This window comes from Pseudomonas sp. B5(2017), assembly GCF_002112825.1.
GTDB classification, from domain to species: domain Bacteria; phylum Pseudomonadota; class Gammaproteobacteria; order Pseudomonadales; family Pseudomonadaceae; genus Aquipseudomonas; species Aquipseudomonas putida_Z.
In genome coordinates, this window is sequence record NZ_NEIR01000001.1 from 553,907 (window position 1) to 577,823 (window position 23,917).

Annotated in this window: 22 protein-coding genes; 15 read left to right on the forward strand and 7 right to left on the reverse strand. The window is 62.4% G+C overall.

Annotated features, from left to right (window positions below):
• Positions 1-2: 2 nt before the first annotated feature.
• Both CAG00_RS02575 and CAG00_RS02580 read right to left on the reverse strand, forming a co-directional pair.
• Positions 3-1,514: a sensor domain-containing diguanylate cyclase gene (locus tag CAG00_RS02575; protein WP_176240847.1), complete on the reverse strand. Its 1,512-nt coding sequence runs from the start codon at positions 1,512-1,514 to the stop codon at positions 3-5.
• A 160-nt stretch (positions 1,515-1,674) separates the two neighbouring features.
• Positions 1,675-2,775 carry an SDR family oxidoreductase gene (locus CAG00_RS02580; RefSeq protein WP_085663409.1) on the reverse strand — a complete coding sequence of 367 codons (1,101 nt, stop codon included), beginning with the start codon at positions 2,773-2,775 and terminating at the stop codon, positions 1,675-1,677.
• A gap of 73 nt (positions 2,776-2,848) precedes the next feature.
• Between CAG00_RS02580 and CAG00_RS02585 the strand changes: the two genes are divergently transcribed.
• The 8 genes from CAG00_RS02585 to CAG00_RS02620 all read left to right on the forward strand — a co-directional run bounded on the left by CAG00_RS02585 (position 2,849) and on the right by CAG00_RS02620 (position 10,486).
• The gene (locus tag CAG00_RS02585; RefSeq protein ID WP_050706059.1) at positions 2,849-3,235 is read left to right on the forward strand and encodes a MerR family transcriptional regulator; all 387 of its coding nucleotides are present in this window, start codon (positions 2,849-2,851) and stop codon (positions 3,233-3,235) included.
• A 92-nt stretch (positions 3,236-3,327) separates the two neighbouring features.
• Positions 3,328-3,852 carry an RNA polymerase sigma factor gene (locus CAG00_RS02590; protein WP_085663410.1) on the forward strand — a complete coding sequence of 175 codons (525 nt, stop codon included), beginning with the start codon at positions 3,328-3,330 and terminating at the stop codon, positions 3,850-3,852.
• Entirely contained in the window at positions 3,849-4,685 is an 837-nt protein-coding gene (locus tag CAG00_RS02595; RefSeq protein ID WP_085663411.1) for a FecR family protein, read from the forward strand. Before CAG00_RS02590 ends, CAG00_RS02595 begins: the two co-directional genes overlap by 4 nt.
• A 77-nt stretch (positions 4,686-4,762) precedes the next feature.
• The gene (locus tag CAG00_RS02600; RefSeq protein ID WP_085663412.1) at positions 4,763-7,201 is read left to right on the forward strand and encodes a TonB-dependent receptor; all 2,439 of its coding nucleotides are present in this window, start codon (positions 4,763-4,765) and stop codon (positions 7,199-7,201) included.
• A 273-nt stretch (positions 7,202-7,474) separates the two neighbouring features.
• The gene (locus CAG00_RS02605) at positions 7,475-8,020 is read left to right on the forward strand and encodes a GNAT family N-acetyltransferase (protein ID WP_085663413.1); all 546 of its coding nucleotides are present in this window, start codon (positions 7,475-7,477) and stop codon (positions 8,018-8,020) included.
• 70 nt (positions 8,021-8,090) lie between these two features.
• On the forward strand, positions 8,091-9,077 hold the full coding sequence (locus CAG00_RS28775; protein WP_218191630.1) for a GNAT family N-acetyltransferase: 987 nt from the start codon (positions 8,091-8,093) through the stop codon (positions 9,075-9,077).
• 164 nt (positions 9,078-9,241) lie between these two features.
• Positions 9,242-9,727, forward strand: coding sequence for a DUF2165 domain-containing protein (locus CAG00_RS02615; protein WP_085663415.1), 486 nt, complete (start codon positions 9,242-9,244; stop codon positions 9,725-9,727).
• 42 nt (positions 9,728-9,769) lie between these two features.
• Positions 9,770-10,486, forward strand: a complete 717-nt coding sequence (locus CAG00_RS02620) for an SDR family oxidoreductase (RefSeq protein WP_085663416.1) — start codon at positions 9,770-9,772, stop codon at positions 10,484-10,486.
• 22 nt (positions 10,487-10,508) lie between these two features.
• Here CAG00_RS02620 and CAG00_RS02625 read toward each other — a convergent pair whose 3' ends face one another.
• Positions 10,509-11,513, reverse strand: a complete 1,005-nt coding sequence (locus CAG00_RS02625) for an AraC family transcriptional regulator (RefSeq protein WP_085663417.1) — start codon at positions 11,511-11,513, stop codon at positions 10,509-10,511.
• Between the two features lie 78 nt (positions 11,514-11,591).
• Positions 11,592-12,374 (reverse strand): SDR family oxidoreductase, encoded by a 783-nt coding sequence (locus CAG00_RS02630; protein WP_085663418.1) that lies wholly within the window; start codon positions 12,372-12,374, stop codon positions 11,592-11,594.
• Positions 12,375-12,625: 251 nt separating this feature from the next.
• Between CAG00_RS02630 and CAG00_RS02635 the strand changes: the two genes are divergently transcribed.
• From CAG00_RS02635 to CAG00_RS02655, 4 genes are all read left to right on the forward strand, one after another.
• The gene (locus CAG00_RS02635; RefSeq protein WP_085663419.1) at positions 12,626-13,132 is read left to right on the forward strand and encodes a GNAT family N-acetyltransferase; all 507 of its coding nucleotides are present in this window, start codon (positions 12,626-12,628) and stop codon (positions 13,130-13,132) included.
• 526 nt (positions 13,133-13,658) lie between these two features.
• Positions 13,659-15,206, forward strand: a complete 1,548-nt coding sequence (locus tag CAG00_RS02645; protein WP_085616234.1) for an AMP-binding protein — start codon at positions 13,659-13,661, stop codon at positions 15,204-15,206.
• A gap of 15 nt (positions 15,207-15,221) precedes the next feature.
• Positions 15,222-16,385: an acyl-CoA dehydrogenase family protein gene (locus CAG00_RS02650; RefSeq protein ID WP_085663421.1), complete on the forward strand. Its 1,164-nt coding sequence runs from the start codon at positions 15,222-15,224 to the stop codon at positions 16,383-16,385.
• 64 nt (positions 16,386-16,449) lie between these two features.
• Entirely contained in the window at positions 16,450-17,760 is a 1,311-nt protein-coding gene (locus CAG00_RS02655; RefSeq protein WP_085663422.1) for an MFS transporter, read from the forward strand.
• Here the strand turns inward: CAG00_RS02655 and CAG00_RS02660 are convergent.
• On the reverse strand, positions 17,745-18,707 hold the full coding sequence (locus CAG00_RS02660; RefSeq protein ID WP_085616240.1) for a LysR family transcriptional regulator: 963 nt from the start codon (positions 18,705-18,707) through the stop codon (positions 17,745-17,747). The two genes, CAG00_RS02655 and CAG00_RS02660, sit on opposite strands and share 16 nt — an antisense overlap.
• Positions 18,708-18,857: 150 nt before the next feature.
• Between CAG00_RS02660 and CAG00_RS02665 the strand changes: the two genes are divergently transcribed.
• The 3 genes from CAG00_RS02665 to CAG00_RS02675 are packed head-to-tail and all read left to right on the forward strand — an operon-like array spanning position 18,858 to position 20,886.
• Complete coding sequence (locus CAG00_RS02665) at positions 18,858-20,195, forward strand: DUF1329 domain-containing protein (RefSeq protein WP_085663423.1); 1,338 nt, start codon at positions 18,858-18,860, stop codon at positions 20,193-20,195.
• Between the two features lie 12 nt (positions 20,196-20,207).
• On the forward strand, positions 20,208-20,597 hold the full coding sequence (locus CAG00_RS02670; RefSeq protein WP_085663424.1) for a YidH family protein: 390 nt from the start codon (positions 20,208-20,210) through the stop codon (positions 20,595-20,597).
• Positions 20,587-20,886: a DUF202 domain-containing protein gene (locus CAG00_RS02675; protein ID WP_085663425.1), complete on the forward strand. Its 300-nt coding sequence runs from the start codon at positions 20,587-20,589 to the stop codon at positions 20,884-20,886. Before CAG00_RS02670 ends, CAG00_RS02675 begins: the two co-directional genes overlap by 11 nt.
• Positions 20,887-20,904: 18 nt before the next feature.
• Here CAG00_RS02675 and CAG00_RS02680 read toward each other — a convergent pair whose 3' ends face one another.
• Complete coding sequence (locus tag CAG00_RS02680) at positions 20,905-22,863, reverse strand: alkyl/aryl-sulfatase (RefSeq protein ID WP_085663426.1); 1,959 nt, start codon at positions 22,861-22,863, stop codon at positions 20,905-20,907.
• 101 nt (positions 22,864-22,964) lie between these two features.
• Positions 22,965-23,864: a LysR family transcriptional regulator gene (locus CAG00_RS02685; protein WP_085663427.1), complete on the reverse strand. Its 900-nt coding sequence runs from the start codon at positions 23,862-23,864 to the stop codon at positions 22,965-22,967.
• Positions 23,865-23,917 lie beyond the last annotated feature (53 nt).

Sequence of the window (23,917 nt, forward strand, 5' to 3'; positions counted from 1 at the left end):
CTTTATGCCTTCGCCCGGTCGACATGCAGGCGATTGCGGCCCGCCTGCTTGGCGATGTAGAGCGCCCGGTCGGCGCGTTCAATCAGCGATGGCGGGCTTTCGAGGGCCGCTCCATCGGCGCAGGCGATGCCGATACTGGCGGTCACATGCCCGAAAGGGCTGCCTTCGTGAGGGATAGGTTGCAAGGCCAGGCGCTCGAGCATCAGCCTGGCGACGACGACCGCTCCGTCGTTGTCGGTATCGGGCAGGATCACGGCAAGTTCCTCACCCCCGTAGCGTGCCAGCAGGTCGCGAGGGCGGCGGATGCAGGAAGAGAGCAGGGCAGCCATCTGCTGCAGGCAGGCGTCGCCAGCCGGATGCCCATAGGTGTCGTTGTAGCGTTTGAAATGATCGATGTCGATCATCAGCAAAGCCAGCGTGGTGCCGTTTCGATGGGCGGTGCGGATTTCCTGGGTCAGCGCCTCGTCAAAGCAGCGCCGGTTGGCAAGCCCCGTGAGCGCATCGTGCATCGCCAGGCTTTCGAGTTGTTGATTGCTCTCCAGCAACTGCTGCTGGGTCAGTCGAAGCTCGCTTTCGACCGCACTGCGCCGGCTCATGGCGCGAATCAGCAGCCAGCCAATGGCCCCGATCAGTACCAGCAGCGCAGCGACCACCAGTGACGACAGCAGCGCCTCGAGCCGCCAGGCCGAGAGTGCTTCCTGCTTGCCCAGCGCGACCGTTGTCACCAGGGGTAGCTTGTCGCTCTTGCGAAACGCATAGAGGCGCTCCACGCCGTCCAGGCTGGAGGTGAACGATGCGGTGCCCGCTGGCTGGTCAACGAGATACTTGGTAAAGATGGGCGACTTCGAAAAGTTGCGCCCCATGTCCTGTTCCCGAAATGGGTAGCGCACCAGCATGGAACCGTCGGTGTAGGCCAGCCCGATGGCACCGTCATGGCCGACATCCAGTTTGCCGAAAAGCTGCAGGAAGTTCTCCACGCCAAGCGTCATGGCGACAACGCCGGCGAACTCGCCGTGGTCATCGTTGAACCGCCGGCTGATGGTGATCACCCATTCCTGGTTGACGCGGCTACGGATTGGCAGGCCGATGAAGGGGTCGCGGGATGGGTCGTCACGGTGGTGGATGAAAAAGGCTCGATCGCTGCTGTTGGCACCGACGGGTGTCGGCTGGTTGGATGACATCAGCCAGCGTCCGTCCCTGGCGTAGATCATGATGCCGCTCATCGGCGGCATCAATGGTTGCTGGCGCTTTACCAGTTGATCCAGACGTTCGATCTGCGCAGGCCCGGCGCCCTCGGTTTCCAGGCGCTCGACCAGGCCGAGCAGCAGCATCGAGCTCTGCCGGACGATACCTTCCGAATAGGTGGACAGTGCCTGGGTCAGGTTCAGGCCATGGACATTGACGTCTTCCAGGGCGCGCTCGCGAGAAGCCATGACCTTCCACAGCGTTAACGATGCGAGAGAGCAACCGATGACCGATAGCAGTAGCACAACGAGGTGGATGTCACGCTTCACGTCAATTCACACGCCTTTTTCCCTAAAGACCAAGTTGAGCGTCGACACGCTTTAACTAACCAGACGGTCAGGAAGTAACCATCCGGTTCATGCGCAATAATATAACACCGAAGTTGCTGGAGTGTTCGACAGAATTACGCGCTCTGTCAGAACCCGTTTGTTATCTTCCGCCAGGTTTTGCAGAAGTGTGAACATGACGAGAGGGCAAGTAACCCTGGACGTAGCGCACGGTCTTTTCCAACGTTCGCGCCATGTCGGGATGTGCCAACTGATACTTTCGTTCCAGTTGCTGGCTGTCACTCATGTCGAAGCGCTGAGTCTGGATGAAGTTCAATGACTCGGTGCTGATCGAGAATCGGGTGGCCAGGCCGGGAATCGCCAATAGCCACTTCAGCAACCCTATGGGTACATGGCGGCGGGGGGGCTTTATATCCAGCGTTTGTGCCAATTGCTCGAGCATACCCTGCAGGTTCGGGGTGTGCTCATACAGCGCCAGGACCTGCCGGTTGGCCATCGACGGGTCGAACGCCACGCAGGTCATCATCTTTACCAGGTAATCGACGCTGACCAGTGGCAACCAGTGTCTGGCGGAACCAGGGACAGCCTTGAACCGGCCCAGTGCCAGGTTTCGAATGAGGTCGGCCAGAGGTTGCCCTTGAGGGATATGCCCGCTCTCGCTATGGCCACACACCGTAGCAGGATGAACGATCGTGTAATCCGCGCCTGCCTCCTGCATGTAGCGGATGACTGCAAAATGGGACTCCAGCTTGCTGCCTTCGTAGCCACCCACACGACCGTAGACTGCGGGCCAATTGGTGTTTTGAGGGCGCTCGTGATCAACCCCGATACTTGAAAGATGGGTAAGGTTCTGCAGCATATAGCCGCCCACCATCAGCAAGCGGATACGCTGGCTCGCCGCGAGCCTGGCGACTCTCAGCGCACCTTGTACATTGACTGCGCGGGCCTGCTCCATTGTCAGGCCCCAGGTAAACTGCGCCGCGAGGTGGAAGACCACAGCGACTGAAGCTACGCATTGCCTGCCTGTTTCGCTGAGTCCAAGTCCATCCCTGCTGATGTCTCCTTCAACTGCATTTATATATGCAGGGTTACCTCCCAGTTGGCCTACTTGCGCTTTGAGGTGTTCGATATTTTCAGGGTTGCGCATGAGCACCCAGGTCTTGTGCCCTGTCGCAGTAAGACGGGCCAGTAGGTGTTGGCCGACAAACCCACTGCCGCCGGTAACGAAGCATTCCACGCTCATATCTGAATCCTTGTCTGGATGATTGGCGCAGGCTAAGGTGTAGAGCGTACTCTACAGTCAAGGAATTTTTACTGTGAATGTTGGAGAGTTGGAGCGCCGGAGTGGCGTCGGCCGCCATACATTGCGTTATTACGAGCAACTCGGGCTTATCGTGGCCCACCGCCAAGCCAACAACTACCGCAGCTACAGCGACCAGACCGTTGTTGATCTGGCGTTTATTCAAAGCGCCCAGAGCGGCGGTTTCTCGCTCGCCGAGATCGGCGACATCCTTGCGGCCAAGCGAGGTAATACGATCGATTGCGCGCAAGGCGCGATGTTGGTAGCCAGCAAGATGGCCGACATTCAAGCGAAGATCACCACGCTGCAAGCCGCCTATGTCCTTCTGGACGCGGAGCGTGCAAAGCTTGAAGCCAGTGCCATTGCCAACGGGCTGACCATTCCTCACCTGCCTGCGATTTAGCGTGGCTCGACGCCGTAGCTTGTTTATTCGCAATTATTTCTCATTTACACTTGTGTCTTGTTTCGGGGCCTCCCTCTTATTCAGGATGCATCGTGTCGTTCGAACCCGCCAAACCGACGCTGCTGTCTACATTGGTACGTCACTATGACTATCTGGTGGACCACATTCGCCGACGCTTCGGCGACAGAAGCATGGCGCGCGATGTAGTGCATGACGTGTGCGTGCAGTTGCTTGAGCGCGGTGAGAAAGACGACGTCCGAACCCCACTGGCCTTGCTACGAAAAATCTCCCACGACACCGCCGTGAGTCGCTATCGTAGCGATCGCCGCCGAGGCGCCTGGGTAGAGGCTATCTCCGAGCTGCCTGAGGTGGCCTGCCCGGCAGCCACCCCGATGACCAGGTATGACAGCGAGCGCGAGTTTCAACTGCTCGTCGACGCTATCACAGACCTCCCACCTCGCTGTCAGGCTGTTTTCGTCATGCACAAGATTCACGAAATCCCCCAGGCAGAAGTAGCCGCTCGCCTCGGTATCTCCATCAAGACAGTGGAAAAGCACCTGCGCCTGGGGTTGGCTGCGTGCAGGCAACGGCTTGGGCGCGATGAGGTGCATCCGTGACCAAGCAGCCCGAACAGGCGCCGCTGGACGAGGCCCTGGGGCGACATCGTGAAGAGCTCAAGCAGCTGTTCCCCATGCCGCCGTCCAGGCCTGCGCCCTCGAAAGCGGTGAAGTCGGCAGGTATCACGCTGGCGCTTGCGATCGCCTTTGCAGCCCTGGCGTGGCTGAACCCTGCCTACAAGAGCGAGCGTTTCGCTACCGCCATTGGTGAGCGGCGCGCTGTGCTGCTGGGCGATGGAAGCAAGCTGCTGCTCGACAGTGGCACGCATGTCGATATCAGTTGGCGTCTGCTCAGCCGCGAAGTCGACCTGCGCGCAGGGCAGGCGCTTTTCGATGTGTCCTCGGCCGTGTACCGCCCCTTCGTGGTATCCGCTGGCCTGGCGAAAGTCGAGGTGCTCGGTACGCTGTTCAATGTTCGCCGCCTGGATAACGACGCGGTGCGTGTGTCCTTGGCCCGTGGGCGCGTGGACGTCACCGCGGCGGCTGCAGCACAAGCGCCTGTCACCCTCAGGCCAGGGCAACAGGTCGACTCGATTGGCGGGCAACTGATGCCGGTTGCGAAGGCTGACGCCTCCAGGGCGATGGCATGGAAAGATGATCGCATCGTGTTCGAGCAGACGCCGCTGGATGAAGCGGTGTCGTTGCTGCGCCTCTATCGCAAGGCCCCCATCGAGCTGAGCGACCCAAGCCTGGCCGCACTCAAGGTGACAGGGGTGTTCGAGGCGCACAATGTCGACCTGCTACTGGATCTGCTGCCAAGCATCCTGCCCGTCGCCGTGCTGCGAGAAGGGGATGGCAGCGTCCGGATTCAACCCAAATCGACAAGAAAATAATTCTCAGGCGCAGGTAGGGTTTCTCGATCCCCATGGCGGCTACTGGAAAAGCCCAACCATAAAAAGGAACTCGAGAAGTGCATTTTCCCCTCCGCAGTCGCCAACTACGCCTGTCATTGCTCGCCAGTAGCCTGCTCATCGCAATGTCGGCCCAGGGCCGGGAAAAGGTGAACGTCGATCTCCCCGCCGCGCCGCTGGGCGAGGCCATCAACGCGCTAGCACAGCAGTCTTCGGTGCAGATCATCTTTGCCAGCGATCTCGGTGCAGGCAGAAACGCGCCTGCGGTGAAAGGGCGGTTCACACCTGAGGAAGCACTTCAAACGCTGCTCAAGGACAGTGGCTTGCAGGTACAGGCCAAGGATGAGCGCACGTTCGTCATCGTCGCGCAGGGTACCCCTGCATCCAGCCCCGCACCCCACAGCGTGCCCGTGGAAATGGCGCAGATGGAAATCACCGCCTCGCGCACCAGCAGCAGCCTGGTTTCCGCAACGCGGCAATCCACCGTTCTGGAGCATGAACAACTGCAGGAGCTGCGCCAGGGTTCAGAAAGCCTGGCCACGGTACTCGCCAAGGCGATTCCTGGCATGTCCGACTCCAGCCGCACCGTCACCGAGTATGGCCAGACCCTGCGCGGGCGCAGCATGCTGGTCATGGTCGACGGGGTGCCGCTCAATACCAACCGCGACTCTTCGCGCAACCTGGCCAACATCGACCCGGCACTGATCGAACGGGTCGAAGTCATCCGTGGCAGCAGCGCCATCTACGGCAGCGGCGCCACGGGGGGCATCATCTCCATCACCACACGGCCTGCAGGTGGCGAAAATCGTGCCGAAACCAGCCTGAGCGCCACCTCGCCGCTCACCCGCCTGGGCAGCGATGGCCTGGGGGGGCAGTTCCAGCAGTATTTCGCAGGCTCTCAGGGTGCGGTGGACTACTCGTTCGACTTCGGTACCCGCCACATTGGTGCCTCGTACGATGCGCATGGCGACCGGATCGCCCCGGAGCCCAGTCAAGGCGACCTGTTCGATTCGAACATCTACAACATTGGCGGCAAGCTGGGGCTGCACATCGACGAGAACCAGCGAATCCAGCTTGCAGTCAGCCACTACGACGCCCGCCAGGACACAGACTACGCTACAGACCCAAGCGTCGCGAAACTCCCCGCAGGCTCTGTGCCGGCCAATGCCATCAAGGGCCTGGACCTCGACGAGCAGAACCGCATTCGCAACACCCTGGTGAACCTGGAGTACGAGAATCTCGACATTCTCGGAAGCCGGCTTTCTGCCCAGATGTACTACCGTGACTACTTCACCCGCTTCACCCCGTTCGACGCCCGGGCCGTTGCCACCCGTGGCGGCAACATCGACCAGATCATGCAGAACAGTGAAGTCTTCGGCAGCCGCCTGACCCTGCGCACGCCACTTGGCGACAGCGGCAGTACCGAGCTGGTGTGGGGTGGCGACTATAACCAGGAGCGCAGCGACATGCCGCTCGACGTCTTCGACCCGGCGGCTTATGACGCCAGTGGCGGTTTGGTTTTCGACAAGACCGGCAAGCTCACCTACATGCCCCCGCTGAGGACGCGAAGCGCCGGAGCGTTCGCCCAGCTGCAGCATCGCTTCGACGAGCATTGGTCTATCGACGGCGGCCTGCGCTACGAATACTCCACCGCCGAGTTCGATGACTTCGTTCCGTTGTCTGAATCCACGGCTGCCTCCCCGGTGGCGGTGAAGGGTGGCGACATTCATTACGATGCGGTTCTGTCGAACCTGGGCATCGTCTACTCACCGGTACTTGGCCAGGAAATCTACGCCTCTTTCAGCCAGGGCTTTCAATTGCCCGATGTGGGCATTCAGTTGCGCAATGCGCGCCGTGGTTTCGACATCGACGCATCGAACCTGGAGCCGGTCAAGACCAACAACTATGAGCTTGGCTGGCGAGGAGAGCTGGGTAGCAACACCCTCGGCACCTTGGCGCTGTTCTACACCACCTCCAAACTGGGGGATGTGCAAAGTTTCAATAATGGCCTGATTCTGACCCGCACCAAGGAGCGCATCTACGGCGCTGAAGCCAGTGCCGATTGGCTATCGGACGATGCGGTGTGGGGCGCAGGGGGGAGTGCGACCTGGATGCGCGGGCGAGAAAAACCGGACGGCAAAGGCTGGCAAGACATGACCGGCTATCGCGTTCCGCCGCTGAAGCTGACCGCCTACGTGCAATACAAGCCGACCCTGGATTGGAGCAACCGCTTGCAAGCCACGTTCTTCGACGCCAAGGACTACAGGCTCGATGGCGTGGACAGCTTTGGTCGACATCAGGTGAGCAGCTATACGACAGTCGACCTGGTCAGCCAGTACCAGATCTCCACTGACGACAAGGTGAGCGTCGGCATCCAGAACCTGTTCAACCGCGACTACTACCCGCTCTACAGCCAATTGCTGCGCAATAACAACAACACCAGCCACTTGCCGGCACCCGGCACTGTGTTGACTGCCAGCTATACGCACAATTGGTAAGGTGCTGAGCAATCACCGGGCCGGTATCGAGCCCGGTGGTCATTTACATGTTTCGCTCTACCAGGCATGAGGAAGGTGGAGCGGACTATCTATATTTGGCAGATAGCGCTCAGTGCCAATGCTGTCGGCCTGGGGACAGTGTTCAGACAGTTTGCGTTGCTGCTGTACAGGACAAGCCTGAGGGCTACCCGCTGAAAGCGGCAGTTGACCGTTGCATGCCTGGTGGCATGGCAGGTGCAGTAACTGTGTTGAATACTTTTGAGGTCTGATCACATGGAACCCGTCAGCCTGCTACCCAAGCTCCTTGTTCGCAAGCCCGTCAGCGCTGATGCCGCTGCCATTGCCATCCTTCACATCCGCAGTTGGCAGAGCGCCTATGAAGGGCTGTTGTCGAGCCGTTACCTGAGCGCCCTGGACAGCAGTGTGGAACGCCGTGTGGGTTTCCTGAGGCAGGCAATCGAGTCTGGCAATCCTTCCATTCGCGTAGCCGAATTGAATGGGCAGGTGGTTGGCTGGGTTTCCTTCGGCCCTAGCCGCGATCAGGACGCTGTGGATGGCACTGCCGAACTGATGGCGATCTATTTGGCCCCGACCTTCTGGGCGCATGGCATAGGTACGGCTCTGTGGGCAGAGGCCCTGCAGGCGATAAGGAACAATGGGTATCAGCGGGTCTGCGCATGGGTACTTGATGGCAACGAGCGCGCCAAACGCTTTTACCTCAAGCATGGTTTCACTGCGCAGGCTGCAAGCCAGCGCGTCTTTGAAGAGAACAGTGAGCCACTTGCGATAACCCGCTTTGGCTTGATGCTCGAACCCTGACGAGGCTTTTTCGCTCTGCGTGCTTCAGGCCAAATGGCACGAACAAATGGCGAATCAAAGGAGAGCGCACATGGACTTGCTCATTGCCCCGGCAGCCCCTGAGGACCTGGCAGGCATCGCGGCCGTGACGGTGAAGGCCTGGCAGACAACGTTTCAGGGCATCCTGCCGGATGCATTTCTGGCCGGATTGACCACCGAGGCTCAGCAACAACGGCATCAGGCCCTGTTCGCTGTCAGTGGCGTGATCTACCACGTGGCCAAGGTAGCGGGCGAGATCGTCGGCTTCTGCTCGGGAGGGCCGAACCGAAGCCCGGGGTTCGGGGAGGCTAACGAGCTCTATGGTCTTTATCTGCTGCCGCATTGGCAAGGACAGGGCGTTGGGCGCCAGCTGCTGCTGGCCGTGGCGATGCAGCTGCAAGCGCCGGGCCGGCAAGGTTTGCTCGCCTGGGTGCTGACGGATAACCCGAATCGGTACTTCTACCGACGCTGCGGTGGCCGGGAGGCGTCTGTACGGTCCATTGAACTGGCAGGGCAATCACGGCCGCTGACGGGTTATCGTTGGTCGTCTGCCCCTCCAGCCGATACCCGAGTGTTCAATCCAGACCATTACCTTGAAACGCTCGGTGGGCGCGTGTTCAGCCAATCGCGCAACGCCGACGCTTGGCGGCTCACCCTGCTGGCGCTGGAGGCTGCGCTAACGCGCAGTGGCCCGAAAGCGCGATTGCTGTTGGTCGTGGGCATGCAAGCTGCGGGGAAAACCACCTGGATCGAGCAGCATCGTGGGGCAGGGGATGATAACGGTTGCCTGTATTTCGATGCAGCACTGCCGCGGCGCGTGCATCGTGCACCAATTCTGGCGTTGGCCGCGCGCGTTGGCGTGCCGGTCTCGGCGGTCTGGGTTCGTGCCTCGGTGGAGCAGGCACTGGCACGCAATGCGTTACGCCGCGCGGATCATCAAGTGCCGCGGGAGAGTATCGAGGCAGTTGCGGCTGCATTCGAGCCGCCTTGCAGGTCAGAGGGGTTTGTCGAGGTTGTCGAAGTAACGGGCAACGATTGAGATGGCCACCCCTCCAATCGCGTGAAGTAGAACCTGGCTTAACCTGGTTCGCCAGCATGGAAGCCTTCCTGGAAAACGGTATTGACCTCGAGTTAAGTGGAGGTTCTAGAGTGTCGTCCGGACTCTCTCGCAACTTCCGGAAACGAACTCACAAAGGACCAGGAATGGACACTCCGACCTCACTGCTGATTTTTCAGATCACCTGCTGCATTGGCTTGAGCCTGTGGCTGAGCATCAGTCTGATCAACAACCTGCATGCCTTTGCCAGTTCGGCCGGGGCGATCGGGGCGACCATGTCGATGGCGCCGCTGGCCCAACCGCCCGCAATCAGCCTCCCACTGCTGGGGCGAGCGATGACCTCTCCCTCTCTCCATCGCCTGGCCTTGTCGATCATCGTGCTGATACAGGCCGCCGCCGCCCTCACGGCCTGGGTCGGGTGCTATGAGCTGGTGCTTGGCGCCGGCCTGGAGGCTTCGCTGCCCTGGTTGAATCTGGCCTTGAGCGCAGCGCTCGGCTTCCTGCTCGCCATGCTGCTGGGCGGGATATGGTTCGGCTACTGGATCCGTCAGGAAGGGTTGCAACTGACCCATCTGCTGCTGATGGTCTGGATCCTGCTGCAGTTCGTCGTACTCAATGTCCAGTGGGGTTGATCGGTCGATGGATACTTGCAGGATGCCAGGAAGGAGCAACAGATGAAGACGATGATCGTAGGCGCCAGCAGGGGGTTGGGCCGTGCCTTGCTCGAAGGGCTCGGCAAGCCAGGGGACACGCTGATCGGCGTATCCCGCAAACAGCCGGTCGACCTGGCCCTTGCCTCGGGCATCGATCTGCACTGGATCGATGCCGACCTTGCCAAGCCAACGGCAGCTGTCGCACAGATCGCGGATCGAACACCTGCCGATCTGGATGTCCTGATCTGCAACGTCGGCATCTGGGAAGAACACGCCTTCAGCGAGCACTACGCATTCCTCGACGACAGCGACGAATCGATCACCAGGCTGGTCGAGGTGAACATCACCGCCACGCTGCTTCTGCTCAAGCGGCTGGTGCCGAAGTTGCTGGGTGCGCCCCGGCCGCAGTTGATCCTTACCGGTTCGACCTCGGCCCTTCGCCAGAGCGGGCGCCCGGAGGTGGCGTTCGGTGCCTCCAAGTTCGCCCTCAACGGCATGGCTGATGCGCTACGCGAAGGCTTCAGGGATGACAACTTGGCGGTGACCGTGCTTCACCTGGGTTACCTGAATACCGACGACTCCCTGAACACGCCATTGGCGCAAGCCGCAGCACGAGGCGAACGGCGCCAGGTACCGGTGCATGATGTGGTCACCATGGTCGACGCGCTGTTGCGCTTGTCCGAGGCTTCGTTCGTAAGGGAGCTGATCTTGCCGGCGATCGGCGATGAGCGCTTCTGACGCCAAAGCTGCCATTCAGCACTCACGTTTGGTGGCTGTGCTGCCTCCGGTACTCGCCCGGTGTCATGCCTGTCCAGGCTTTGAAGGCGCGCAGGAAAGAATTGGCATCCATGAACCCGATCAGGAACGCAATTTCCCCGGGGGACAGGGTTGAGCGAGACAGGTAATGGCAAGCCAGGCCCTGACGCGTGCCATTGAGTATCTCCTGATAGTTCAGCGCCTCGTCTGCAAGATGACGCTGGAGTGAGCGCTTGCTCATCGCCAGACGACTGGAGACATCATGGATGCTGCTCCGCCCGCTCGGCAGCATATCGAGCAGCGCGCTGTGTACTCGTTCTTGGGTGGTGGCGCCGGCTTCGAGCTTTGAAAGCCGTGTCCGGAGTTCCGGCTCGAAGAATTGCCACATGGCAACGTTCTCGGTAAGGAAAGGGCGCGCAGCATCTTCTTTGGAGAAGCGAATACGATTGCAGTCGCCTTGTCGCAAGCTACATCCCAGGAACTCTTCGCACGGTTTTGCTGGTTCGGGCAGCGCAACCAGCTCTGCCTCCAGCGGGGTGATCGTTTGCCTTGTGGCGAGGCGCGCCAGGTGGGTAAGGAAAACCAGTTCCATCGCAAGGAGGCTGCGCGGGAGCGGACGGTCGTATCCGTAGCACTCGATAAAAACCTCGGTATAAGCGTCGTGGAAGACCACATCCAGTGCCAAGGGACCACACAGACGCTTGTACTCGGCAAGCCGGGTGAGCGCTACGTTGAAGTCCGGGCTGCACAGGCAAGCAAAAAGAGCCGGATCGAAGGCTTCGACTGAAACGGCACCACCGAGTCGCAGTGGTAGATGCGACTCTCCGACCAGCTGCTCAAGGCTTTCGAAAAGTCGAAAATACTCAGGTGGCGAGAGCACGGAGTCCTTGCGGCTGAATAGATCAGCCGGTAGCTCGGCCAAGGCCAGCAGGTCCCCAGGCGCTACTCCCAAATCAGCAATGATCACCTTCCACCCAGCATGCACGGCGAAGTTCTTGGCTTGTTTCATTATCGAGGCATCTCTTTGCAGCGCATTGCCTTGGCACGCAAGTCAGCAAGGCGAACGGGTAGGGCTTCTCTGGCGTTCTCAGGATGCCTTTTCCATTGCCTTGCGGGACATCCTGAGCACCAGTTTGCGAGGCAACAGCGGAACAATCCAGTCGAGCATGACGCGCAACTTGCCTTCATTGAACGCAACCAGTTCACCGCGCTCCATGGCCTGGTAACCGCATTGCGCCACGGATTGTGCCGTCCTGGCATTGTTCCAGGCATCCACACCCTGCAGATCACCTGCGGCGACGAAACCTGTTGCGACTGCTCCCGGGCACAGCGCAGTGGCGGTTACACCGTATTCCCGGGTTTCCTCGGCGATAGCCTGGGTGAAGGATGTCACGAATGCCTTGGTGGCGTAGTAAACCGCCTGCAGGGGGCCTGGTATGAACGAGGCGGTCGACGAGACGTTGAGAATACGCCCGTGTCGACGCAACACCATCGCCTTCAGATAATGATGGGTCAGAGCGGTAAGCGCGGCCATGTTCACTTGCATCATGGCTAGATCGGCAGCGATGTCGCGTTCGACGAACTTCCCGTGGCCACCGAACCCGGCGTTGTTGATCAGAACGTCGATGGACAACCCCAATGCTTCGGTGGCAGCGAATACCCGATCTGCTGCGCCAGGATCGGCCAGGTCTTCCACGATTACATACACTTTCACGCCGTATCGAGTCTGAAGTTCCTGCTTGATGGCCTCCAGCTTGTCACGCGAGCGCGCTACCAGGACGACATCGCCACGCTTGGCCGCATGGAGGCGTGCCAGTTCCAGTCCGATGCCACCCGAGGCGCCAGTGATCAATGCGGTGTCAGTAACCATGTTTTCTCCTTGCTTGGTGCAATACGTTTGGGCAAGGAGATGCTACGGTGCGGGTTTGGGGATGGCACTAGCACAAGATGCCATGGCTAATTCCGATTGCGCCAAGCTGTGGTTCGCGCAACGCGAGCCAAGCGTTATCCATTACTTGATAGCGACTGCTTTCTAGCCGAAGCAGACATCAGGTGTGGCCGCAGTCGAGCCGCAGCTGGCATGCTTGTTGATCGCTAGCGGGAAGACGCAGGGAGTCTACGATGGAACGGTCTTGCATTACTTATTACCTGGAAATGACCTCGGCTTCCGAGCTGCAGGAAAAACCACAGCGTCACGACCTTCAGATCATCGAATGTGAAGTGCCTCAGGCGGAATTCAATCGGTTTCTCTACAAGCTGGTAGGAACGCCCTGGGAGTGGGGCGATCTTGATAGCTGGAGCAGTTCCGAATGGCAGGCACTCGTTGAACAGGAGTGCCACCGTACCTGGGTTGCCTATCACCGCGGCGCGATAGCCGGCTATTACGAGCTTTATCGCCCCGATGGCTGTAACTGCGAAATCCGCTACTTCGGGTTGGCACCGCAGTTTCTAGGGTGTGGCTTCGGCGGGGCACTCTTGAGTCACGCTGTTCGATCTGCGTGGGAATGGCAAGGTACAGAGCGGGTGTGGGTACACACATGCACGTTCGACCATCCTGCCGCGCTTGGAAATTATAAGGCGCGCGGATTTCGTGTTTTCAAGCTGGAGGAGACGCAGCCAAGCCAATGAGCGCTGACGCCAGACTGCGAAAGCTCGCCATGGAAGAAGGCGGCCGTTCACGAGTGGCCGTTTTCGACCCTTGGCTGTCATTTTGCCCCACAGCAATCATTGTGGGAGCGGGTTCACCCGCGAACACCGGCACGGCCGGTGCCATCCACCGCGGCGCCTGCTTCGCGGGTAAACCCGCTCCCACAGAGTACGCGTCGCGCTTACGAAACCAGTTATCTTTTAGCGTCCGTTTTGGGTCGAAAGCAGCCGGTCGCCACTGACCGCAATCGACCCATAGCGGACATCTGAAGGCCGGCACTGACTACAGTGCGTTGGTACGGTATCCGCTATGGGTCGAAATCGCTCCCTCATGAAACAACGCTGCCACAGACAATGACTGCCATATCCCAACCGATCGCCAGCCCCAACATGTCTGGGCCTTACGCCAGCCAATAAAGGTATGGCTCACATCTGAATCTTGTATTTCATCTGCACGCGTTCGCCTGATTAGCATCGTCGATGTCTTCCTGTCGACGAGAACAACAACGTGAACCTTGGAACGATCATTACCCGAAGTGCCCGCTACTGGCCGGACCACATCGCCGTGGCGGACAGCCAGACACGCGTCACATACGCCCAACTGGAGCACCGCAGCAACCGCTTGGCCTCAGCGCTGGGTACGCTAGGCGTGGGTGTCGGGGAGCATGTGGCGATACTCGCCGCCAACCGCGTGGAGCTGGTCGAAGCTGAAGTGGCGCTGTACAAGGCGGCGATGGTCAAGGTGCCGATCAATGCGCGGCTGTCAGTGGATGAAGTGGTGCGGGTGCTGGAAGACTCCTGCAGCGTTGCACTGATCACCGATGCCAGTTTTGCCCAGGCGCTCGCAGCGCGGCGCACGGAGTTACCGCTGCTGCGCCAGCTGATCGTGCTGGAAGACGAGGGCGGTGATCTGGGTTATGCCGCGTTACTAGAGCGCGGCAGTGAGGCACCGCTGGGCCTGGACCCGGCCGACGATGCGCTGGCCGTGCTGCATTACACCTCCGGCAGCTCCGGCGTGCTCAAGGCTGCGATGCTGTCGTTCGGCAACCGCAAGGCGCTGGTGCGCAAGAGCATTGCCAGCCCCACACGGCGCTCCGGGCCAGGCGATGTCATGGCCCACGTGGGGCCCATCACCCATGCCAGCGGTATGCAGATCATGCCGCTGCTGGCGGTGGGCGCCTGCAACCTGCTACTCGATCGTTATGACGACCGCCTGTTGCTCGAGACCATTCAGCGCGAACGGGTGACGCGGCTGTTCCTGGTGCCGGCGATGATCAACCGCCTGGTCAATTACCCCGGCGTCGAACGCTTCGACCTGTCGAGCCTGAAGCTGGTCATGTACGGCGCCGCGCCCATGGCACCTGCCCTGGTGAAAAAGGCCATCGAACTGTTCGGGCCGATTCTCGCGCAAGGTTACGGGGCCGGTGAAACCTGTTCGCTGGTCACGGTGTTGACCGAGCAGGACCATTTGGTGGAAGACGGCGATTATCAACGCCTGGCCTCGTGCGGGCGGTGCTACTTCGAGACCGACCTGCGGGTGGTCAACGAGGCATTCGAGGATGTGACCCCGGGTGAAGTCGGCGAGATCGTGGTCAAAGGGCCCGACGTGATGCAGGGCTACTGGCGCGCCCCAGCGCTCACCGCCGAAGTGATGCGTGACGGTTACTACCTTACCGGCGACCTGGCGACAGTCGATGCCCAGGGGTACGTGTTCATCGTCGATCGCAAGAAGGAAATGATCATTTCCGGCGGTTTCAACGTGTACCCCAGCGAAGTGGAGCAGGTGATCTACGGTTTCCCCGAAGTGTTTGAGGTGGCGGTGGTCGGCGTGCCCGACGCCCAGTGGGGCGAAGCGGTGCGCGCGGTGGTTGTGCTCAAGCCCGGGGCGCAACTGGAGGCCGCCGAGCTGATCGATCGTTGCGGCCGTGCGCTGGCCGGTTTCAAGAAACCGCGCGGCGTCGACTTTGTCAGCGAACTGCCGAAAAACCCCAATGGCAAGGTGGTGCGCCGCCTGGTCCGGGACACCTACTGGCAACACAGCGAACGTCGTATCTGACCCGGGAGCATCACCATGTATCAACCCAGTGCAAAGGCTGCGCAGATTATCGAAGCGATCGAGGGTTTCGTCCGCGATCAGGTACGCCCGCTGGAACAGCAGGCACAGCTGGACTGGGCGCGCCCGCACCCCCAGCCGGTGCTGCGGCAGGTGTGGAAACTTTCCAGCGAGCAGGGCCTGTACACCGTCATGCTGCCCGAAAGCATGAGCGGAGCCGGCCTGAACGTGGCCGACCTTTGCGCGGTGAAGGAGGCCACGATGCTGACAGGCTCGATGCTTGCCTCACACGTGTTGGGCGAGCTGTCGGGGCCACCGCGCGTCGGCCACCTGTTCAAGGTGGCCAGCCCCTACCAGGTCGAGACCTTTCTCAAGCCAGTGTGCCGCGCTGAAAAGGCCGTGTGCTTTGCCCTGACCGAAGCCGAGGCAGGTTCCGATGCCACCGCCATTACTACCCAGGCGCGCCGCGACGGCGACCACTATGTGCTCAGCGGCTGCAAGCGTTACATCTCTGGCGCCTCCTACGCCGACCTGGCGGTGCTGCTGGCGGTGACCGGGCCGGGGAAGGGCGCCCAGGGCATTTCGGCGTTCTTCGTCGACCTCAACGCGCCGGGTGTGCGAATCGACAGCGATTACTCGGTGATGTCCGGTGGCGGTGCCCACGGCGACATCGTGCTTGACCAGGTGCGCGTGCCCGCGGCCAACCTGATCGGTGAAGAGGGACAGGGGTTCAAACTGGCCATGGGGCGCATCACCCTCAACCGTCTGCTGCATTGCCCGACCCTGCTGGGGATGGCCGGCCTGGCGCTGAACTTGTCGATCGAGCATGCACGCAGCCGCAAGCAGTTCGGCCAGCCGATAGCCATGTTCCAGGCGGTCAACCACATGATCGCCGACATGGCCACCGAGCTGCACGCTGCGCGAAGCATGGTTTACGCCACGGCCCAGGTGAACGACGCAGGGGGCGATATCCGCACCCAGGCGCCGATGTGCAAGCTGTTCGTATCCGAGGCTGCCTTCCGCATCGCCGACAAGGCGGTGCAGGTGCACGGCGGTGCCGGGCTGATGCAGGGCCATCCGGTGGAGTGGATTTTCCGCGCCACGCGGATGATGCGTATCCTTACCGGCACCAGCGAGATCCAGCGCAACACCATCGCCAAAGGCGTGCTGATGCCTGCCTGAACGACGGGCCGCCCTTGCGGCGGCCTTTTTGCAACACCTCACAACAATAACAAGAGTACTCGCCATGACTGCGGATTCTTCCCTGCCTAACCCCCGTACCGCCTGGCTGGTGGCCGCGCTGCTGGCCCTGCTGATGCTGGTCAACTTTCTCGACAAGGTGGTGATTGGCCTGGTGGCCGTGCCGATGAGCGCCGAACTGGGCCTGACGGCCACCGAGTTCGGCCTGATCGGTGGTGCCTTGCATTGGTTTTTCGCGATCTCCGCCGTGGTCGGTGGCTTCATGGCCAACCGGCGCCCCACGCGCACCTTGCTGTTGGGCATGGGCCTGTTCTGGGCGCTGATCCAGCTGCCGATGCTGTTCGCCACCTCACTGTGGACCATCGTCGCCTGCCGGGTGCTGCTGGGCATCGGTGAGGGGCCGGCATCGCCGGTGGCCACTCATGCACTGTACAAGTGGTTCCCCAACGACCGGCGCAACCTGCCGGTGGCCCTGCTGCATGCCGGCAGTGCCATGGGCCTGCTGGTGGCGGGGGCAATGATCCCCTGGGTCAGCCTGCATTACGGCTGGCGCACCAATTTCATCATCCTTGCGTTGATCGGCCTGGTCTGGTGCCTGTTGTGGTGGCGGCTGGGCCAGGAGGGCACCCTCGAACGCCTGCGTGCCAGCCAGCTCAAGGCCGACGAATCGGCTATCCCCTATCGCAGGCTGCTGGGCGACCCCAGCGTGATGGGCAACTATCTGTGCCACTTCGCCGCCAACTGGTCGCTTGCCCTCACCCTGACCTGGGTGCCCAGTTACCTGCAGGTGGGCCTGGGTATCGACCCGCTGCAGACCGGGCGCATCTTCATCATGTTCGTGGTCGTGACCACGCCGCTGAGCTTGCTGCTGGCCTGGTTTTCCCAGCGCCTGATGCGTCGCGGCGTGAAGTCACGGGTGGCACGTGGCGTGTTCGTTTCGGTGTGCCTGATACTGGGCGGGCTGTTGTCGGCTTCGTTGATGCTGCCTGGCTTGAGCACGGCCGTAAGGGTCGCCGCGCTGACTTTGAGCGGTGGCCTGGCGCTGGTGATGTATTCCGTGGGCCCGGCAATGCTCGCCGAGTTCACCCCGGCGGCCCAGCGCGGCGGCATCCTCGCCATGGGCAACGGCATCGCCTCGCTGGCCGGGCTGGCAGCGCCGGTGGTGACCGGCTTGCTGGTACAAGGTGCGGGTAGCGAACACCCGGCGGGGTATGCCCAGGGCTTCCTGGTGTGCGGCGCGGTGCTGGTGCTGGCCGGATTGGTGGGCCTGGCCACCATGAACCCGCAGCGCACCCAGCAGCGCCTGCGCGAATCTGCTGCCGCTGGCGGGCAGGTGTGCGCTCAGACCGCCAGCTGAACGCCGAGCACCGACTCCAGCGGCTCGGTCTCCTTGCCGATCAGTTCGCCCCGCCACCGGCCGCTGTTGACCAGGTCAATCAGCACGCTGCGCACCAGGTCGCGCAGGCAACCGGCAGCGAACGACAGGGGTTTGTGCTGGGAGTGCGCCAAGGCGATGGTGCGGCTGATGCGCGGTTCGACGATGCGCCGCGCCGCCGTGGGTTCGAGCAGTACGCTCAGCGGCGGCCAGTTGCTGATGGTCGCCGCCAGGCCGGCGCGCACCAGGCTGGCGATACCGGGTGCCGATTGCTGCTCGTAGGCAGCGGCCAGGGGGACGGCGGCTTCCATGGCGGCTTGCTCGATGCGTCGGCGCAGGTGCAGCGTCTTGGGCGGCAGCACCAGCCGGGTGGCGGCGGCTTCGGCTAGGGTGATGGTGTCGGGGGTGCCGGGGGCTGATGCGCCAACCCAGTACAGCGCCTCGGTGAAGATCGGCTCGGCCTCCACATGGTCGAGTTCCTCGGCATTGGGCACCACTCCGAAGTCCACCTTGCCCAGCTCGATGGCCTGGCCGCCTTCACGGCTGAGGCCGTCCCATACGGTCAGAGTGACGCCGGGGAAGCGCTGTTCGGCGCGCCTGACGATTTCTGGCAGCAGCAGGTCGGCGGCTGTGGCCGGGATGGAAATGGCCACGTGGCCCTTGGGGTCGCCGCGGCTGGATTTCAGCTCATCCTTTACCGAGTCGAGTTTCTGCACTACCTGCCGGGCCACTTCGTAGAGCTGGCGCCCGGCATCGGTCAGGGCAATGCCATCGTGCTGGCGGTCGAGCAGCTGCATCTCCAGTTCACTTTCCAGCAGGCTGATCTGCCGGCTCAACGCCGGCTGGGCAATGTAGGCGCGACGTGAAGCCGAAGAGAAGCTGCCGGCTTCGACGATGGCGATCAGGTAGCGGAGCTGTTTCAGGGTCATCGGAGCGGTTCCAAGGGTATGCCGAACTGATATGGCACGTATCCGAACACGTTATTTGTGGGGTTCGAAGCGCGGCTCCTAGTATCACCCCGAAAGGGCGTGCCAAGGCAAGCCCGGCCAGGACACCACAACAATAAGAGGCCAAGCCCGATGAAACCATTCGCTCTGCTGCGCAGCTTCCTGTTCGTCAACGCCAGCCTGCTGAGCCTGTACGTGGGGGCCACGCCACTGCCCGCAGACCTGACGCCGGTGGGGGCCGAACGCGGGCCCAGCGGCGACGGGCGCATACCGGCCTGGAACGGCGGTCTGCGGGCGGGGCAAGTGTCTCTGGCGGTCAACGGCACGCCGCTGGACCCGTACGCCGATGAGCAGCCGCTGTATGTGATCACCGCCAACAACTACACCCAGTACCGGGAGCAACTGACGGCGGGGCAGGTGGCCTTGATGCAGCGTTACCCCCAGTCTTTCCGTCTGCCTGTGTATCCCTCGCACCGCAGTGTCGCGGTGCCGCCACCCGTGGGCGAGTGGGCCCGGCACAATGCGGCCAGTGCCCGGCTGGTCAATGACGGCAACGGCGTGGCGGGCTTTGCCGGCGTAGTGGCATTCCCCAGGCCCGAGAATGGCCTGCAGGTGCTGTGGAACCACCTCACCCGGCCGCGCAACGGCAGTTACAGCCTGGCCTCGGACAGCATCACCCCGCGTGGCGATGGCCGCTTCGCGACGATGAGCCTGCAACAGAACTTCGCCCGCCCCGACGTACTGGAAGGCGGCCAAGCGGGCAACGTGCTGTATTACCTGAGTTACCGTATGACCGCGCCGTCGCGTCTGGCGGGCGATGCCGTGGTGCTGCACGAAACCCTCGATCAGGTCGCCCAGCCGCGCCTCTCGTGGCTGTACAGCAGCAGTCAGCGGCGGGTGCGGCGTGCCCCGACGCTGGCTTATGACAGCATCACCCCGGGCACGGCCGGCCTGCGCACCGCCGACAGCCGCGACATGTTCAACGGCGCCCCGGACCTCTACCAGTGGACCCTGGTGGGCAAGAAGGCCCTGCACGTGCCGTACAACAGCTATCGCCTGGCTTCGCCCGTGCTCGGTTATGCCGCGCTGATCGGGCCGGGGCACGTCAACCCGCAACCCACCCGCTACGAGCTGCACCGGGTGTGGGAAGTGGTGGGCACCCTCAAACCTGGGGCGAAGCACCTGTACGCCAGTCGCCGCTATTACCTGGACGAGGACAGCTGGGCAATCCTCGAGGCGGACTTTTTCGACCACAAGGGCCAGTTGTGGCGCACCGCCCAGGCCCACAGCTACTACCACGTGACTGGGCAGGCGCTGGTCAACGCCATGGAGGCGATCTACGACCTGCGCAGTGGCCGCTACCAGCTGTCAGGCCTGACCAACGAGCAGCCAAGGCCGTACGCCTTCGACGTGCGCACCAGTGCTTCCTACTTTTCCCCCGGCGCATTGCGCAGCCAAGGGCTGCGCTGACACAGGGCTCTCATGAATTCCGATCACCGTCGTACTCCTTGGGAGCGCTGGTTGCTGGGGCAGGGCAAGGCGCCCGACCCGCGTTTTACCTTGGCCAATGAGCGCACCTTTCTTGCTTGGATTCGCACCGCACTGGCCTTGCTCGGCGGCGCCATCGCCATCGAAACCTTCGCTGCCCATGCCTGGCCACCCTCTGGGCGCGTGGCGATGGAGCTGGCGTTGCTGGCCATCAGCTTGCTGGTGAGCCTGGGCGCCGGCTGGCGCTGGTTCGCGGTGGAGCGCGCATTGCGCCGCGAGGCGCCGCTGCCGTTCCCGCGCCTGGTGCCACTGCTGAGCGTGGCGTGCGGGCTTGCCGGTGTGGTGCTTGTCGGCGTGCTATGGGCGCGTTGGCATGGCGGATAGCGCCAGAGACACCGGGCTGCAGGCCGAGCGTACCGTGCTGGCCTGGCGGCGCACGCAGGTCTCGTTGCTGCTGGTAGCGTGCCTCGCCTGGCGTGGCGAGATGTGGATGGTGGCTGGCCTGGCGGCGCTGCTGGCGGTGTTGTGCCGGGCCCGTGACCGCCGGGTGTACCGCCGTGGGCTGGGCATGCTGCATCGCGAGCAGGGCCACGCGGCCGCCTGGAGTGTGCTGCTCTGTGCCCTAGGGGTGACGGGCCTGGTGCTGAGCGTGTGGTTGCGCCGCTCGCTTTAGGGCGGCGCTGTAGGTGATTTAGGGGGTGACGATATTGAAGCGCCCGTCCGGCTCGTCCAGCCCTGCCATGAAGCGCATGAACTTCATGCGCTCGCCACTGATGTCGATATCACCCACGGTCGCTTCCTTGAGAAAGCCGGTCTGCTTCAGGGCGATGCGGTCCAGAATAGCCTTGCTCATTTTCACCTCGACATCCGCCTGCCCGTGGCGGGTGTGGTCGCGGTGGGTGAGAACGCCGTTGCGTAGGGTCAGTGCATAGTCTTCGTTCAGGTCGGTGAAGTGCCAGTTGATGGTCAGGTCCTGCTCGGCGGCCTTGGCAGCATCCACGCGTACGCCCAGGTAATCGAAGAACAGCGTCGGGCTCAGGGCGCGTACCAGGTCGTCCGCGCTGCCGCCTTTGCTGGTGGTCGGCGCCACACCGTTGCGCAGCTCTTGCGCACCGGTCAGGTAGGCGTTGCGCCAGGTGGCGTTCTCGCTCTGGTAGCCCAGTTGCTCCAGGGCGTCGGCCTGCAGCTCGCGCGCTGCGCTGTTGTCGGGCTCGGCGAATACCAAGTGTCGGGTGAGCTCGGCAACCCAGCGGTAATCACCGCTGCCGTAGGCCTCAAGGGCCAGGGTCAGCACCCGCTCGGCACCGCCCAGGGCCTTGACGTAATGCGCACCGGCCTCGCTCGGCGGCAAGGGGTTGAGGGTTGCCGGGTTGCCGTCGTAAAAGCCCATGTAGCGCTGATACACCGCTCGTACGTTGTGGCTGAGCGAGCCATAGTAGTCGCGGCTGTACCATTTGCTGGCCAGCCGAGGCGGCAAGGTGGTCAGCTCAGCGGCGATCTCGGTGGGGCCAAGGCCACGGTTGATCAGGCGCAGGGTCTGGCTGTCGATGAAGGCGTACATGTCGCGCTGGTCAGCCAGGTAGTCGCGGATCGCCGCGCCGCCCCAGGTCGGCCAGTGGTGCTGGGCAAACACCACTTCGGCCTGCTCGCCATAGCGCAACAGCGACTGGTCGAGGTAGTGCGCCCACACCTTGGCATCGCGCACCTGGGCGCCGCGCAGGGTCAGCACGTTGTGCTGCACATGGGAGGCGTTCTCGGCCATGCACAGGGCCTTGAACTGGGGGAACCACAGGTTCATTTCAGCAGGCGCTTCGGTGCCAGGGGTGAGCTGGAATTCGATGTCGACACCGTCGATGCGCAGGGTCTCGAAGGGCTGTTCGATCAGCCGGGTCGGGGCAATCAGGCTAACCGTGGCATTGGTCGGCACACCCTTGCCCAGGCCGGCATCCACCTGGCCGCGTGGACCGCGTGGCAGTGGTGCGCCGTACATGTACTGCGCCCGGCGCTTCATTGCCGGCCCGGCCAGCACGTTTTCGCTGACGGCATGTTCGAAGAAGCCCTGCGGGGCGATGACCTGCACCTTGCCGGCCTTGACGTCCGCCTCGTCGATCACCCCACGCACGCCCCCGAAATGATCGACGTGCGGGTGGGTATAGATCACCGCCACCACCGGTCGCTGCGGGCGATGGCGAAAGTACATGGCCAACCCGGCCCTGGCGGTTTCCACCGACAGCAGCGGGTCCATCACGATCAGACCGTGCTCGCCTTCGATCAGGGTCATGTTGGCCAGGTCCAGGCCGCGCACCTGGTAGATGCCTTCGCTGACCTTGAACAACCCGGCAAGGGTGTTGAGCTGGGCAATGCGCCACAGGCTTGGGTTGACCGTGGCCGGTGCCTCGCCTTTCAGGAAGGCATAGCGCTGCAGGTCCCAGACGGTTTTACCGTCGGCATTGACCACCGGCTGGTCAACAGCTTCGAGCAGCCCGCGGCGGGCATTGTCGAAGTCGCTGCGGTCGCCGAAGGGCAGGCGCTGCAACCATTGCTGATTGCTCTGGCGGGTGAGGTCGCTGGCGTCCTTGGCCGGCCCGTCGGCCAGCGCCGCGTAGGGCAGGGCCAGGGCCAGCAGGCAGGGCAGTGTGCGTAGGCGCATGGGGTAGTCCTTGTTGTTCTGAGGGCGAACACTCTAAGGACAGAGCTCGCCGGCAAACCAATACCACTCTTGCATGGCCACCCATGCCCAAGTGCTATGGCTCAGCCGGCACCAATGTCCATGATGCGCGCCACCAGCCAGGCCAGTGCCGGGTCGTGCTGGCGATGGGCAAGGTACACCAGCTCCAGCTGGAAGGGCTCCAGGGCGAACGGCAGCTCGAATACCTGAAGCGGCAGCAGCCGGGCGAAATAGCGGGCCAGGGCGGTGGGCAGCACCACGCACAAGTCGGAGCTTGCGGCCAGGTGTGCGGCCTGCAGGTAATTGGGCGTGGTGTAGACGATGCGCCGGGCCAGACGCTGTTCCCCCAGCCATTGGTCGACCATGCCACGTGTCTGCCCGCCGTGCACCCACAGGTGGCGCAGGGCGAGAAACGCTTGAAGGTCGAGGGTGCCATCCACTTCGGGGTGGCCCTGGCGCACCGCCACGTGCAGGGTTTCGCTGCGCCAGTGGCGCCGCTCGTAGCGCGCGGGCACCTCATCGAAGCGCCCCAGCACCAGGTCGAGCTCGCCGCGATCGAGGGCTTCGGCGGGCAGATTGGGCGTCAGGTGCAGCACATCCACGCGCAAGTGCGGGGCCTGGGTTTGCAAGGTGGCCAGCAACTTTGGCATGCACAGCTGTTCGGCGAAGTCGGTGAGCGCGATACGCAGCTGGCGGTGGCTGAGCCGCGGGTCGAAGCTGTCGCCGGCGCCAAGGGTCTGTTCGATCTGCAGCAATGCCGCGCGAATCGGGCCTTCCAGGGCCAAGGCGCGCGGAGTGGGACGCATGCGTCGGCCCACGCGCACCAGCAGCGGGTCGCCCAGCAGGTCGCGCAGACGCGCCAGCGCATTGCTCACCGTCGGCTGGGTCAGCGCCAGGCGTTCGGCGGCGCGCGACACATTCTGTTCACGCAGCAGCATGTCCAGGACGCGCAGCAGGTTGAGGTCGAAGTTGGTTATATTCATGCGAAAAATACATGGGATGGAAAATGAGAATTTCAAAAATAGTAGGCGCCTGA